The sequence below is a fragment of the Haloprofundus halophilus genome (assembly GCF_003439925.1).
Classification (GTDB): domain Archaea; phylum Halobacteriota; class Halobacteria; order Halobacteriales; family Haloferacaceae; genus Haloprofundus; species Haloprofundus halophilus.
In genome coordinates, this window is the sequence record NZ_QQRR01000001.1 from 1,450,458 (window position 1) to 1,463,871 (window position 13,414).

Annotated in this window: 15 protein-coding genes; 9 read left to right on the plus strand and 6 right to left on the minus strand. The window is 67.2% G+C overall.

Translation table 11 applies throughout. The features are described 5' to 3' along the window. Window positions 1–154: 154 nt before the first annotated feature. Both DV709_RS07255 and DV709_RS07260 read right to left on the minus strand, forming a co-directional pair. The gene (locus DV709_RS07255; protein WP_117593144.1) at window positions 155–496 is read right to left on the minus strand and encodes a luciferase family protein; all 342 of its coding nucleotides are present in this window, start codon (window positions 494–496) and stop codon (window positions 155–157) included. A gap of 101 nt (window positions 497–597) precedes the next feature. Then, window positions 598–1,566 (minus strand): transcriptional regulator, encoded by a 969-nt coding sequence (locus DV709_RS07260; RefSeq protein ID WP_117593147.1) that lies wholly within the window; start codon window positions 1,564–1,566, stop codon window positions 598–600. Between the two features lie 147 nt (window positions 1,567–1,713). On the opposite strand from DV709_RS07260, the gene DV709_RS07265 reads away from it, so the two are divergent. Then, window positions 1,714–2,985, plus strand: coding sequence for a tRNA(Ile)(2)-agmatinylcytidine synthase (locus DV709_RS07265; protein WP_117593149.1), 1,272 nt, complete (start codon window positions 1,714–1,716; stop codon window positions 2,983–2,985). Window positions 2,986–3,118: 133 nt separating this feature from the next. Further along, window positions 3,119–3,307 (plus strand): DUF7511 domain-containing protein, encoded by a 189-nt coding sequence (locus DV709_RS07270; protein WP_117593151.1) that lies wholly within the window; start codon window positions 3,119–3,121, stop codon window positions 3,305–3,307. Between the two features lie 135 nt (window positions 3,308–3,442). On the opposite strand, the gene DV709_RS07275 is transcribed toward DV709_RS07270, so the two are convergent. Beyond that, entirely contained in the window at window positions 3,443–4,522 is a 1,080-nt protein-coding gene (locus tag DV709_RS07275; RefSeq protein WP_117593153.1) for a pyridoxal-phosphate dependent enzyme, read from the minus strand. Between the two features lie 78 nt (window positions 4,523–4,600). Next, entirely contained in the window at window positions 4,601–5,560 is a 960-nt protein-coding gene (locus DV709_RS07280; RefSeq protein ID WP_117593156.1) for a succinylglutamate desuccinylase/aspartoacylase family protein, read from the minus strand. A gap of 183 nt (window positions 5,561–5,743) precedes the next feature. On the opposite strand from DV709_RS07280, the gene DV709_RS07285 reads away from it, so the two are divergent. Together DV709_RS07285 and DV709_RS07290 are read left to right on the plus strand one after the other, a co-directional pair. Then, the gene (locus DV709_RS07285; RefSeq protein WP_157972678.1) at window positions 5,744–6,361 is read left to right on the plus strand and encodes a DUF7504 family protein; all 618 of its coding nucleotides are present in this window, start codon (window positions 5,744–5,746) and stop codon (window positions 6,359–6,361) included. A 10-nt stretch (window positions 6,362–6,371) separates the two neighbouring features. After that, complete coding sequence (locus tag DV709_RS07290) at window positions 6,372–8,483, plus strand: caspase family protein (RefSeq protein WP_198665661.1); 2,112 nt, start codon at window positions 6,372–6,374, stop codon at window positions 8,481–8,483. Here the strand turns inward: DV709_RS07290 and DV709_RS18305 are convergent, their stop codons facing one another. Then, complete coding sequence (locus DV709_RS18305) at window positions 8,484–8,618, minus strand: DUF7503 family protein (protein WP_256360024.1); 135 nt, start codon at window positions 8,616–8,618, stop codon at window positions 8,484–8,486. It abuts the gene before it with no gap. 210 nt (window positions 8,619–8,828) lie between these two features. Between DV709_RS18305 and DV709_RS07295 the strand changes: the two genes are divergently transcribed. The 3 genes from DV709_RS07295 (at window position 8,829) to DV709_RS07305 (ending at window position 10,310) form a co-directional block, all read left to right on the plus strand. Further along, window positions 8,829–9,479, plus strand: a complete 651-nt coding sequence (locus tag DV709_RS07295; protein ID WP_117593162.1) for a helix-turn-helix domain-containing protein — start codon at window positions 8,829–8,831, stop codon at window positions 9,477–9,479. A gap of 112 nt (window positions 9,480–9,591) precedes the next feature. Next, window positions 9,592–9,957, plus strand: coding sequence for a DUF7344 domain-containing protein (locus DV709_RS07300; protein ID WP_157972679.1), 366 nt, complete (start codon window positions 9,592–9,594; stop codon window positions 9,955–9,957). Between the two features lie 65 nt (window positions 9,958–10,022). Next, entirely contained in the window at window positions 10,023–10,310 is a 288-nt protein-coding gene (locus tag DV709_RS07305) for a DUF7536 family protein (protein WP_232819706.1), read from the plus strand. A gap of 37 nt (window positions 10,311–10,347) precedes the next feature. Here DV709_RS07305 and DV709_RS07310 read toward each other — a convergent pair whose 3' ends face one another. Further along, window positions 10,348–11,586, minus strand: coding sequence for a potassium channel family protein (locus tag DV709_RS07310; RefSeq protein ID WP_117593169.1), 1,239 nt, complete (start codon window positions 11,584–11,586; stop codon window positions 10,348–10,350). Window positions 11,587–11,708: 122 nt separating this feature from the next. On the opposite strand from DV709_RS07310, the gene citZ reads away from it, so the two are divergent. Both citZ and DV709_RS07320 read left to right on the plus strand, forming a co-directional pair. Continuing rightward, window positions 11,709–12,848, plus strand: a complete 1,140-nt coding sequence (citZ, locus tag DV709_RS07315; protein ID WP_117593171.1) for a citrate synthase — start codon at window positions 11,709–11,711, stop codon at window positions 12,846–12,848. A gap of 154 nt (window positions 12,849–13,002) precedes the next feature. Beyond that, window positions 13,003–13,245 (plus strand): hypothetical protein, encoded by a 243-nt coding sequence (locus DV709_RS07320; protein ID WP_117593173.1) that lies wholly within the window; start codon window positions 13,003–13,005, stop codon window positions 13,243–13,245. The last annotated feature ends 169 nt before the right edge of the window (window positions 13,246–13,414 follow it).

A 13,414-nucleotide genomic window follows, 5' to 3' on the forward strand; every position in this document is an offset into this window, starting at 1 on the left:
CGAAGTGAGTGAGCGGCTTTTTGGTCCAGATTTTTGCACCGAGCGGTCCGCTTCGCGGACCCGAGGTGGAAAAAGGTGGACGTCGACTGCCCGAGAGCGACGACATCGTCGCCTACCTCGAAGAGACGTACGGCTCGGCGAGCTAGCCCCGGACTCACCACTCGACGCCGCGGGCCATCTCGTAACTCCGCCTGACGAACGGCAGCAGCGACTCGAGTTCGTCCGGCGAGATGCACACCGTCGCCCACGTCTCCACGATACCCGTCTCGCCGCGGAACGGGTCGGCGAACCACTCCTTCTCCAGCGCCTCCCGCGCCTCGCTCGTGAGGTCCGTGAGCGCCAAGCGCATCCCGTCGACGACGGCGAACGGTCGGTCGCCGACGCAGTACGTCGCGTAACCGTTGCGATGGCTGATGCGGACGCCCGGCCACGAGAGGACGAGGTTCTCGAACGCCTCGCTCAGCCGTCCCGACCGCTCTGCACTCGGGTAGACCATGTGTCGACGTACGCTACGCGCGGAGAAGAACTCGCCGACGGTCCGCCGTTTGGCGGTCCGGTCGGTTGGCGGTCCGGTCGAATAGTCCGGTCGGTCGGCGCTCAGTCCGCGGGTTCGTCGGCGCGTTCGCGGATGAGGTCACGGACGTCGTCCGGGTCGTTCATCGCTTCGAGTTCGTCGCAGCCGACGAGTGCGGTCCCCTCGACGGAGTCGCGCTTGGCGCGCTTCTCGACGAAGTAGACCGAGCGCGTCCGCGTGACCGCACCGAGCGACGACATGATGCGGGCGCGCTTCTCGGCGGAGCGGGTGAACGCCGAGTGCCCCGTCAGGAGGTTCTCCTCGCTGCTGCCGCTGTCCTCGCCGACGGCTTTGAACGGCGCGCGCGCGGTCGGATGCATCTCGAAGCCCGCGCGGGTGAGCACGGTGACGACGTGGGCGTCCTCGGGGTCGGCCTCGGGGTCCTGCGGCGTCGGGTCGGCGTCGCGCACCTCGTCGGCGCCGTCGAGCACCGAGACGGGCGTGCTGAACGGCTGCTCGAACAGTTCCTCGAGCTGGATGGCGACGTCGATGCTGGCGTTCATCCCGTCCTCGTACTTCGAGACGGTCCGCCGGGAGACGCCGAGTTCGGAGGCCAGACGGCCGAGACTCCACCCGCGGCGCTCGCGTTCGTCGGCGAGCAGGTCGCCGTCGATGTCGACGTACAAGCCGCCGGGGGCCGCGTAGATGAGCGGCGGCACCTCCTCGATGAAGAGGTCGTACGCCGTGTCCGGGTTGAACACCGGGACGCCGTGACGGAAGTACACCACGCCGGGCTTGAGGTCCTCGTCGCGGGTCCGCAGGCCGAGCACCATCGGCGTCGCCGAGAGGTAGTTGCCGAGGCGACGCATCTCCGCGCCCGTCACGGCGTCGAACGCGTCGATGTTGCCCAGAATCTTGAGGAGGAGGAGGTCCTCGCCGCGGCGGGCGGCGAGGTCGAAGCTCTTTGGGCGCACGGCACAGCGCTCGCTGACGACGAAGTCGGCGTCGCGCAGCATCGCGGTGACGTTACCCACCAGAGCGGAGCGGGACATGGGGGGTAATAGGCCTGTCCTCGTACATAGGCGTTTCGCCGACCACCCTCTCGCAGTCGTCCGATTACTTTCGTGCATGACCGATAGCATTAAGTGGGAGACGACGAGGCGAAAGCGGGATGTAGACCCCCCGACAATCGCCGGCTAGTGACGGTCATCGGCCTCGACGACACCGACTCCCGCGAGCGGGGGATGTGCACGACGTACGCGGCGACGCTCGTCGCCGACGCGATTCGGGAGGCGGGCGGGCGCGTCGAGCGGCGACTCCTCGTGCGGCTCAACCCCGCCGTGAGGCACAAAACCCGCGGTAACGCCGCGTTGGCGCTCCACACGGACGTCGCGCCGGAGACGGCGATGGACCTCGCCGCGGACGTCGTCGACCGGTTGGCCGTCGGCGACGACCCGCGAACGAGTCCGGGCGTCGTCGTCGCCGACGGCGACCCCTCGGCGGTTCCCGAGCCGGTTCGGACGTTCGCCCGCGACGCGGTCCGCGACTTCCACGCGACCGACGACGCCCTCGACCTCGCCGAGTCTTCGGGGTATCGCCACCGCGGGTGGAGCGGCGGCCGGGGACGCATCGGCGCGCTCGCGGCCGTCGGCGCGTGGGCGGCGTTCGACGAGTGGACGTACGAACACATCTCCTACCGCGAGTTCGACCGCTGCGGCACGCCGCGCGTCGTCGACGACGACTCCGTCTTCGCGGCCGCCGAGGCCGCCTACCCAGACGCGTGGGACACGGTCGACACCGAGGAGCGACAGGCGGTCTGCGTCCCGAACGCTCCCGGTCCGATTCTCTACGGCGTCCGCGGCGACGACGCCGACGCGGTCCGCCGCGTCGCAGGCGACATCGAGAGCGAACCGACCGAGCGGACGGCGCTGTTTCTGACGAATCAGGGGACCGACGCCCACCTCCGGTCGGGAGCGCTCGACTCCGTCGAAGATGGCCGTGCCTACCGCCTCGACGGCCGGGTGTACGACGCGCCTGAGACGCGCGTCGGGGGCCACGTGTTCGTCACCCTCGCGGACGAGCACGGGGAGACCTTACCCTGCGTCGCCTTCGAACCGACGAAGCGGTTCCGCGACCGAGTTCGGGCGCTCCGAGAGGGCGACGAGCTCACCGTCTGCGGCGAGGTGTCGGACGGGACGCTCAAACTCGAGAAGTTCGCCGTTCGGGGGTTGAACCGGACCGAGACGGTCGTTCCCGACTGCCCGGAGTGCGGAAAGCGGATGAAGAGCGCCGGCCGAAACCAGGGGTACCGCTGTCGGACGTGCGGGACGAAGAACGCGGGGAAAACCGAACGGGAGGTGCAGCGCGACCTCGAAGAGGGCTGGTACGAAGTGCCGCCTTGCGCGCGACGCCACGTCGCAAAACCGCTGATCAGAGGAGGGTTCGACGCCCCGACTCACCCCGAGCGGTAAGGCGACCCGAACCGGAGACAACGCCGCATACCGTCGGTTCCAGCGGATACATCCGAGATTACGTCGTAGTAAATACAACCGTACACTCGGTAGCGAGTCGATAGTAAAGACCGGGGGTGTAGACGTACTATCCGTGACAAACGAGTGGAAAACCCCTCCGGAACTCTCGTGGTTGTTCGAGGTCGACCACGTCATCTCGCCGAGCAGTTTCGGTCCGGACCGCTGTACGCTGTTCCCCGCGGACGCGACGGACGAGGAACTGCTCACCACGTGGGTGTCGGCGGACGAGGGCGCGTACGTCCCCCTCGACGAGATGCTCTGAGCGGCGCTGTTACGTCGGGTTTCGGGCGACGAACAGTCCCGTGTCCGTAGTGGCGCGAAAGGCGCTATCGCCCGTCTGGGACCGCCGAGGCGAGCGAGCGCGTCGCGCTGCGGGGTCGACCGCCTCCCGGCGGTGTTACTGTTTCAACCCACTCCCCGTGAGCGGGACGACTACGTCGTCGTCGGCGTCGAGGACGCCGCGTTCACGGTACGCGCGGAGCGCGGCGGGCGCGACGGCGCAGGTCGGTTCGGTGTAGAAGCCGGCGCGGTGGAGCGCGTCGAGTTCGTCGGCGACGACCGACTCGCCGAGCGCGATGGCGTCGCCGTCGGTGTCGTCGATGGCGCGGAGAATCGCCTCACGCTGGACAGGCTCTCGAATCTGGATGCCGTCGGCGACGTCGTTGCTCCCGCCCGCGTCTCTCCCGTGGAGTTCCGTCGCAATCGGCGCATACCCCGCCGCCTGCGCGCCGAGCAGTCGCGGCACGCGGTCGGTCCACCCGGCGTCGTAGAGAGCGCGAAAGCCGTAGTAGGCACCGAGGAACAGCGTTCCGTGACCCAGCGGCGTCACGACGGCGTCGGGGACGTCCCAGTCGCGCTGGAGCGCCGTCTCGTAGGCGAACGTCGCCGTCCCGGCGAAGAAGGCCGGGTTCCACGCGTGGCTGGCGTACCAGCCGTCGCCGGAGTCGACCGCCGAGAGACAGGCGTCGGTCACGTCCTGTCGAGAGCCCTCGACGCGAACCGGCGTCGCACCCGCCCGCTCGATGGCGCGGAGTTTCGACTCCTTGACCGACGCGGGGACGTAGATTTCGGCGTCGATGCCCGCGCGGGCGGCGTAAGTGGCGATCGCTGCGCCCGCGTTACCCGAGGAGTCCTCGACGACGGTGTCGACGTCGAGCTCCGCCGCGCGCGACAGCGTCGTCGTCGCGCCGCGGTCTTTGAAACTCCCGGTCGGGAAGACGTACTCCAGTTTGAACTGCGCGTTCCACTCGTCGGCGTCGACGAGCGGCGTCAGTCCCTCGCCGAGCGACACCCGACGCTCGACGGGCAGAAACGCCGAAAACGACCACAGCCCGTCGCGGACGTCGAACGAAGACGGGTCGGGGGCGGAACCGTCGGGGAGCGGTCGCTCGGCGAAGTCGAGCGGGTGGCCGCACTCGCAGCGCCAGCGGTCCTCGTACGTTCGGCCGCAGTCGGGGCAGGAGAGGTGAGTCGGCATACACCCGTAACGGCAGCCTACATACCAGTAACTGGCGGTTTTTGGTGTTGTAGGCGGGGCGTAGTCGGCGCTAGGTCGCTAGACGGTGTCGACGTTCACGCCCACCGAACAGACGTACTCGCCGGAGGCGACCTGCGGGAGGCGGCGCGAGCGCCAGAAGATGCCCGCGTTGTCGGCGGTGACCCGGCCCTTCAGTTGCCCGAACACGTCGGTCACCTCGAACAGCGTCTCTCCGGCGGAGACGCGGTCGCCGAGGTCGCACTTGAAGTCGACGAGGCCGCCGGCGGGCGACCCGTACTGGTCGAACCCGCCGGCGCGGGTCTGCGGCTCCGAGTCGGCGTCGCCGTCGAGGAAGCCGTAGCCGTGGAGCACGTTGAAGATGCCGCGGACGCCGAGTCGGATGCTCTCGTCGTCCCACCCGACGCAGCCGCCGAGTTCGGGGTCGACCGTGGGAATCCCCTCGTCGGGGCCCGCGCGGGCGAGTTGGCCGTCCGGGCCCTTCTGGTCGAGGATGTAGCCGCAGCCGAACGTCTTCGCCAGTTCGAGACACTCGCGGTGGAGGCGGTGTCGCGGACCGCAGCGGACGCGAACCTCGTTTATCATCCGGCTCGTCGACCCCTGGTGGAGGTCGAGGATGAGGTCCGCGCGCGTCGCCGCCTCGAACGTCGCCGCCGCGATGCGCTCGGTCGACGTGCCGTTCTCGTCGCCGGGGTACGCCCGGTTCATCTTCGTGTCGTCGATGGGGTTGCGATGCTGGGCGACCTGAAAGGCGTAGTAGTTGACGATGCCGACGACGAGTATCGTTCCGGATAGCTCCGCCGGGTCGATCTGCGGAATCGCCCGCTGGACGACGCCGACTCCGTTGAGTTCGTCGCCGTCGCTCGCTGCCTGAACGTAGAGCGTCTTGCCGTCGCGTGCGCCGTTTACCACTGCGACGGGCAGTCCCACCGAACTGCCGTCGCGTGCCTCACCGATTTCCAGTCGGCCCGTGTCGAACTCGCCGGGGGCCGCGCTCGCAGTTCCGAGCGTCGTCGTCATTGGTCGAAGGACGGACGCACCTACCTTTAGGGGTTCGGTCCCCGCGTATCGGACGGGAAACGCGCCTCGGAGGCGGTCGGTTACTCCAAAACTTTATCATATACGTTATCTAACAAAAGACCAATGCGTGCCGAGGGCCGAAGTCGCGGAGAGGAGTCGGTAGACCCGCTCCGAGGGAAGCTGATGCAGTTGAAGAGCCGGGGCTGCAATCTCCTCGTCACGGGGGCAGTGTCGGAGTCGGTGACCGCCCGAGCGACCCAGCGACTGCTCGGGTCGCCGGTGGAGGACCGCAAGCGACTCGTGACGCTGACCGAGGCGCCGACGAGAGGCGTCGACGCCCGGCTCCCCATCGGCGTCTCCGCCGACGACGCGGACGTGAGGGTCGTCGAACGTCGGCGCGCCGACCGGTCGACCGCCGAGCGTGCCGGACACGACGTATCGGACGGCGACACGGAGCTCCGCCGTCTCGAACGCGACATCTCGCGCGCCATCGACTCGTTCGACGACGGGAGTGGATTCGCCCCGAGCGAGCTTCGGCTCTCGGTCGATTCGCTGGGGACGCTCTCGGAGACGTACGAGACGCCGCAGGTCTGCGGCTTCCTCCGTCGAGTCTGCGACGTCGTCGAAGACAGGAAGGGGATGGGCCACTACCACCTATCCCTCCCGGACGACAGTCCGCGGGTCGACCAGTTCGAGCACGTGTTCGACGCGCGCATCGAGCTCCGTCAGCGCGAACCGTACGGCCCCGAACAGCGGTGGCACGTCCCGGGCTACGGGACGACGGGGTGGATACAGATATGAGGGGGAAGCCGTGAGCACGCTCCGCTGCGTCCCATTGAACGGGCGGGACGGTATCCGCCTCGTCGACAGTATCGAGAACGCGCGGTTCGAGCTGTACACGCCCGAACCGGTCGTTCCGCGGCAGGCGGGCCCCTCGGCGTTCTGTTTCCCGGTCGGCCTCGCGGTCGAACTTCGCACGACCTCGCTTCGCCTGCCGAAGTTGGCAGGGGTGATCGTACGAACCCAGGACGGACGGACCGTCACGCAGTCGATGAACCGCACCGGCCTCTCGCTCGACGCCGACGCCTACGACGTCGAGGTGACGACGGCACCGATGAAGCTGTTCGTCGCCGTCGACGACGCCGTCTCGATACGCTACGGCGAGCGGAGCACGACGTTCGAGTTCGACGGTCCGACGCGCGTCTACGTCGGCGCACGGTCGTTCCACGAGCGGCCGGCCGGTACCGTCGTGACGCCGGACGACCCCGAGGAGACGATGCGCGCCGTCTCGCTGCTCGGGTCGGCGTTGAAGACGACGACGCCGGAGCGGTCGTTTCCGACGCTTCGGGGCCACCCGCCGCTCGTCGAGCGCGGGGAAACGTTCGACGCCCCCGACCGCCTCGAAGCGCCGGAGACGGGCGTGACGCTCGTTCTTCCCCCGGAGCGCTCGGCGGTGTACGCCAGCGCGCCGCTGGCGTACTACCTCGGAGCCACGGTCGTTCCCGGGTCGGAGGCGCGGCTCGACGTCGCCGGCCGGTCGTTCCCGCTCGCACCCGACGGCGACGTCGAGCGCGAGCTCGGGCGGACGCTCCGGCAGGTGTTCTTTCTGGACTGTCTCACGCGGACGGAGGGGTACTACCCCGTCGACCTCCACGAGCGGCACGCCGTCGAGACGGCGTTCGACGTCGCGTTCGCCTCGCTGTACGAGTTGCCGCTGGACGAACAGCTCGCGGAGTACCTCTCGATGCCGTTCGAGGACCTCGAACCGTACCTTCCGGCGTGGAACCTCACGACGGACGTCCGACCGACCGCGGAGAACGTCGAGATGCTCCCGTTCGTCGCCAACGACCTCTCGTTGGTTCGGTGTCCCGACCGACTGTCGCTCACGCCGCCGGAGCCCGAACCGAGGGCGGTGACGGATTTCTTCCGCCGAGCCACCCGCGCACCGGCCGCGAACGGGGCGAGCGAAACGCTCGTCCGCGGCGCGTCCGACGCGGCGGAAACCGAGGAGATAGTCCACCCGCGACCCGCGGACACGGTCGAACACGCCTGGGTCGGTGAAGGGTTCCCGCTCGGGGCGAGCAAGGCGACGGCGGCGTCGTACCGCCGCCGCCTCGAACGCGACGTCTCCGGACGGACGAGCATCGACATCACCGTCGTCTGCAACGACGAGCAGATGCGCGAGGAAGGAGTCGTCGCCGAGCTGTACGGCCTCAGGGACCTGTTGCAGTTCGAAATCGACATCCGGTACGACCTCACCCGCGAGGAGCTGACCGAGGTGCTCTCGCGGCCGACGAACTTCCTGCACTACATCGGCCACGTCGACCACCGCGGAATGCAGTGCGTCGACGGCTTCCTCGACGCGCAAGAGCTCGACGACGTGGCCGTCGAGTCGTTTCTGCTCAACGCCTGCAGTTCGTACAAGCAGGGCGAGGCGCTGGTCGAACGCGGAAGCTACGGCGGCGTCGTGACGCTCTCGGACGTGACGAACACGACGGCGACGAAACTGGGACAGACGCTGGCGCGGTTGCTGAACTGCGGGTTCACGCTCCGGTCGGCGCTGACGATAGCCCAACAGGAAGTGTTCACCGCGAACCGGTACATCGTCCTCGGCGACGGTGGGTTGTCGCTGTGTCAGAACGAAAGTGGGGTTCCGAGTGTACTCCACCTCGACCACAAGCAGGCTGACGACACGTACGAAATAGAGATAGAGTACTATCCGGCGAAAGCCTACGACTTGGGTTCGCTGGCAAAGCCGCTCATCAGCGCGACCGACAAGTACTATCTGGCGACTGGCTCTATCGGAAAGTTCGAGGTGAGCGCCGACGAAACCGAACGGTTCCTGAGAATGGAGCGGGCGCCAGTGAAAATCAACGGTTCGCTTCGGTGGAGCGACGAGTTCTGTACGAACCGCGACGAGTAATCACGGACCGTTGATGCAGATCGAGTGGTTCGCCGCCACGGCTCCCGCCTGCGAGAGCAGGAGGGTCATCGTGAACAGGACGCCGATCATTCGCGGGTGGTCGCGCAGGTAGCTTGCGATTGGGTGGTCGCTCATGTACATCCGCTACGACACGCGGTGGTGAAATTTAATTAACTAAAATAATCTTATAAATGTATAGTGCTAAAAACTCATACACTTCCCGGCTGTGAGTTTCGCCGTCAGCGACCGAAAAATGTCCCGAAACCGTTCAGGTTCGGACTCGACCCGTGGTCGAGTTGACAGTCTCTGCTCGTTACTTTTGCCGCTCCGTTCGGTAGACCCCCTATGGGCGTCGTTGCCGAGTTCTCTATCCCGGTGGAGTCGTTCGCACTCGCAGAGACGTTCGACCGCGTTCCCGACGTACACGTCGAGGTCGACCGTCTCGCAACGCACAGTCGAGAGTGGGTACTGCCGTTCCTCTGGGTGTCCAGCGAGAGCGAGTCGACGGAGGTGGTGCGGGAGACGGTAGCCGACGACTCGACGGTGGACGAACTCACCGTCGTCGGCGAGTGGGCGTCGATCGCGCTCTACAACGTCCACTGGAGCGAGTCAGTCCAGCAGTTGGTCGACGAGATAACCGACCAACACGGTGTCGCCCTCTCGGCGAGGGCCCACGACGGCAAGTGGTCGCTCAGGCTCCGGTTCGTCGACCGGTCGATATTCGAGGACTTCCGGACGTACTTCGACGACCACGACCTTCGGTTCGAGTTGGTGCGCATCCGGGAGATGCAGGAACCGAAACAGCGCGAGTACGGCCTCACGACCCCGCAGCGGGAGACGCTCGTCACCGCGTTCGAGATGGGCTACTTCACGGTTCCGCGGAAGACGAACATCACCGACCTGGCCGACGAACTCGGCGTGTCGCCGAACGCCGTCTCGCAGCGGCTTCGGCGGGCGAACGCGTCGCTCGTACAGAACACGCTGCTTCTCGACTAACGCTCCGACTGCGGAGGCGGGCGACCGGCGTCTGACCGGGGCTCGTCCGGCCTCGGGTCGCCTTCAGAGTTGAGTGCGCGGCGTCAAGGAGGTCGCAGAACTGTGGATGTGTATGAACGGACCGACGGCGACGAACTCCCCCGAAGCGACCGAACTCGACGCGGACGAGTGGAACGAACTGTTCGACGCGCTCGCGGTCGACCGCCGACGGACGGTTCTGCTCGAACTCGTCGAGCGGGGTGCCCCGTTGTCGGTGGACGCGCTGGCAGAGGCCGTCTTCGAGCGGCACGGGCCGGGAGCGGACGCACCGCACGCCGAGTCGACTGCCGGAATCGAGCGCCTCCGAATCGAACTGTACCACGTCGACCTCCCGAAGTTGGCCGCCGCGGACCTCGTCGCGTTCGACGAGGAGACGCAGCGGGCCTCGGCGACCGAGCGGACGGCCGCGAGCGCCGAACTCCTCGACGGGTTGCGATAGCCGCCGGTCGCACGCCGCCGAAGCGGAGCGACGAGATTTTGGGCCCCTGCGTCCATTCAGTACTCGTGAGCGACGTTCCTGAGCGACCGAAGTCGGGCGGCCTCGTGCGGGCGCTGTCGGTTCCCCAGCACGCGAAAGTCGGCGTCGCGTCGGGTGTGCTGCTGGCGCTCTCTGCGTATCTCTTCCGAGTACTCGAACTGTTCGGGCCGTTCGGCGGCACCCAGCAGTTCCCGCTCGTCGGCCCGGAGGGGTGGTTTCTCCTGCTGGCGTTCGTGCTCGCGACGACGACGGCGATGCTCGTCACCGCCGCCTTGACCGTCGTCTCGGCGTATCGGTTGGCGCGCGAGCTCTAACACCGTCGGTCGAACGTACCGTTGCTCGGACGTACCGTCACTCGAACTCTCGGGGGTCGCCCGCGAGTTCGCTGAGGCGCTCGGCCCCCGCGCGAGTCCCCTTCGCGATGATGACGTCGCCGGCGTGAAGTTCGGTCGCCGGTCCCGGCGAGACGACCCACTCGCCGTCGTGTCCCTCTTCGGTCGACTCGGGACGGCGGACGGCGATGACGCGCATCCCCGTCTCCGTTTTCACCATCCGCTCGGCGAGCGTCGCATCCGCGAGCGTGCTCCCTGCACCGACGGTGAGGCGGACGATTATCTCGTCGGACTCCTCGACGGCGGCGGCGACGACCGGGTGAGCGTCCAGGCCGCGGAGAACGCCCTCGCTGATTTCGAGGGCGGCGTCGCTTATCTCCTCGGTGGCGGTGGCGAGGTGGACGAGGCCGCGAAGCGAGATGGGGTCTTCGACGCGGGCGGCCGCGCGGAGCACCCACGCCTCGAAGCGCGACTGGAGCGCGTCGACTTCGGCCTCCAGTTCGTGGACCTCCTCGGCGACGCCCTCGCTGTCGAACAACACCGCGCCGTAGGCGAGGTCGACGGCGAGTTCGCTCATGTTCTTCATCAACACGATGGAGTCGACGGCTCGGCCCAGGTCGTCGATGGTCGGGGCGGGCGCGTCCGGCGCCTCGTACGCATCGCCCGTCGCCGTCTCGTAGACGGTGTCGAGCCCCTCCGTTCGGCCCCTGAGGATGACCACGTCGCCGGCGCGCAGCGTCGCGTCCCGGTCGGGGTTCGTCAACCACCCCGTCTTCCCCGTCGGCTGCGACTGCCGGATGGCGATGACCCGGACGCCGGTCTCGGTCTCCATGTTGATGTCTGCGAGCGTCCGGCCGTCGTACGGCGTCCCCTCGACGAGTTCGGCGCGGACGACCGCCTCGACGGCTTCGGGAAGCGCCGCGCGCATCGCCTCGGGGAGACCGATGTCCTCGAGGACGATCTTGGCGATATCGCCGGCGGCGTCGGCGATTTTCTCCGCCGCGCCGACGACGCCGAGCACGGGCGCGAGCGCCTCCGCGTCCTCGGTGCTGCGCGCGGACATCAGGAGACTCATTCGGGCTTTGAGCTGGAGGATGTCCATCTGCTCTTCGAGCGTCAGTACCTCGGCGGCGAGTTGGTCGCTCCCGTGCAACACGGCGGAGTACGAGAGGTCGATGAGCAGTTCGGCGGTGTCTTTCATCTCCGAGAGCACCGCTTTCACGCTCACGGGTTCGTACTTGACCTCTCCGGGGTCCATGCTGTCGAATTCTCGGCGCGACGGCAAAAGGGTTGTCAGGCCGTCGCACCGGCGAAGGTAAAACCCGGCAGTGAAGGCGAGAACGGCAACGCTTTTTTGAAAGGGTCATGAACCTTCGTGACATGGCAGACGAGCTAAAACGGGGCCTTGAAGGCGTCCTAGTCGCCGAATCCGAACTCAGTCACATCGACGGCGACGAGGGCCGTCTCATCTATCGCGGCTACACCATCGAGGACCTCGCGCGCAACGCGAGCTACGAGGAAGTGCTCTATCTGCTGTGGCACGGGGAACTTCCCACACGCGAGGAACTCGACTCGTTCTCGGCGTCGATGGCCGAGGAGCGACACCTCGACGACGGCGCGTACGACGAAATTCGCGAACTTGCCGAACAGGACGAAGAGCCGATGGCGGCGCTCCGGACCATCGTCTCGTCGTTCTCGGCGTACGACCCCGACGCCGACGTCGAGGACGTCACCGACGAGGAGGTCAACGCCCGCAAGGGGCGGCGTATCACGGCGAAGCTCCCGACGGCGCTGGCGGCGTTCAACCGCCTCCGAAACGGTAACGACCCGGTCGAACCGCGCGAGGACCTCGGTCACGCAGCGAACTTCCTCTACATGCTCAACGACGAGGAACCCGACGACGTGCTCGCCGAGACGTTCGACATGGCGCTCGTGCTCCACGCCGACCACGGTCTGAACGCCTCGACGTTCTCGGCGATGGTCACCGCCTCCACGCTGTCGGAACTGCACAGCGCCATCACGAGCGCGGTCGGCACGCTCTCGGGGAGCCTCCACGGCGGCGCGAACGCGAACGTGATGAAGATGCTCAAAGAGGTCGACGAGAGCGACCGCGACCCGACCGAGTGGGTGAAGAAGGCGCTCGACGAGGGTCGCCGCGTCCCCGGCTTCGGCCACCGCGTCTACAACGTCAAGGACCCGCGCGCGAAGATTCTCGGCGAGAAGTCCGAGGAACTCGGCGAGGCGGCGGGCGACACGAAGTGGTACGAGATGAGCGTCGCCGTCGAGGAGTACATCTCCGAGGAGAAGGGCCTCGCGCCGAACGTCGACTTCTACTCGGCCTCGACGTACTACCAGATGGGCATCCCCATCGACATCTACACGCCCATCTTCGCGATGTCGCGCGTCGGCGGGTGGGTCGCCCACGTCCTCGAACAGTACGACGACAACCGTCTCATCCGACCCCGTGCCCGCTACGTCGGCGACGAGCACAACGAGTGGGTCGGCATCGACGAGCGGTAGTCCTCACGGTCCGCTCTCCGGGGCGAACGCGGTGAGCGTGCGCAGCGTAAAAGGCCGCCTCACGCCCCGTTGACGGCGTCGACGGACGGTTCAGCGTTCGTGAATTCCACCGGGCCACAAGGGTTTTACAGACAAACGGCCTACGGCGCGGTGCATGGCACAACGACGCGTCGACACCGACGAGATGAAGCAGCGAGCGAAAGTTCGAGCCAAGGCCGAAGCCGACAAACAAGCCGACGTGCTCCGCTCTCGACTGGGCGAACTCGCCGTCGAGGCCGCCGAGGAGTACTTCCCCGAACAGTACCAGCGCCGCCGCCGCGAAGACATGGCGAAGGCGTTCGCGGCGGGCGTCGCGGTCGGCGTGCTGTCGCGGTGGGCACTCAAACGACAGCGGTAGTTCGGTCACCCGTCCTCGTTTCTTTCGTCCCGCGCCCCAGCGACAGTTCCGGGTCGAACTGCGTCCGCCTCGTTCGAACGGTCGCCGCCGTTCAGTTTTCGGGAGTGACTAGTCACTGAGAGTGTAACTTCGCACACACAGCGTTTTTGTCCACGGCGTGAGGACAGTA

Coding starts and splice junctions, on each gene's coding strand:
- DV709_RS07255 (WP_117593144.1), bottom strand. CDS start 496: ATGGTCTACCCGAGTGCAGAGCGGTCGGGACGGCTGAGCGAGGCGTTC.
- DV709_RS07260 (WP_117593147.1), bottom strand. CDS start 1,566: ATGTCCCGCTCCGCTCTGGTGGGTAACGTCACCGCGATGCTGCGCGAC.
- DV709_RS07275 (WP_117593153.1), bottom strand. CDS start 4,522: ATGCCGACTCACCTCTCCTGCCCCGACTGCGGCCGAACGTACGAGGAC.
- DV709_RS07280 (WP_117593156.1), bottom strand. CDS start 5,560: ATGACGACGACGCTCGGAACTGCGAGCGCGGCCCCCGGCGAGTTCGAC.
- DV709_RS07285 (WP_157972678.1), top strand. CDS start 5,744: ATGCAGTTGAAGAGCCGGGGCTGCAATCTCCTCGTCACGGGGGCAGTG.
- DV709_RS18305 (WP_256360024.1), bottom strand. CDS start 8,618: ATGAGCGACCACCCAATCGCAAGCTACCTGCGCGACCACCCGCGAATG.
- DV709_RS07295 (WP_117593162.1), top strand. CDS start 8,829: ATGGGCGTCGTTGCCGAGTTCTCTATCCCGGTGGAGTCGTTCGCACTC.
- DV709_RS07300 (WP_157972679.1), top strand. CDS start 9,592: ATGAACGGACCGACGGCGACGAACTCCCCCGAAGCGACCGAACTCGAC.
- DV709_RS07310 (WP_117593169.1), bottom strand. CDS start 11,586: ATGGACCCCGGAGAGGTCAAGTACGAACCCGTGAGCGTGAAAGCGGTG.
- citZ (WP_117593171.1), top strand. CDS start 11,709: ATGGCAGACGAGCTAAAACGGGGCCTTGAAGGCGTCCTAGTCGCCGAA.
- DV709_RS07320 (WP_117593173.1), top strand. CDS start 13,003: ATGGCACAACGACGCGTCGACACCGACGAGATGAAGCAGCGAGCGAAA.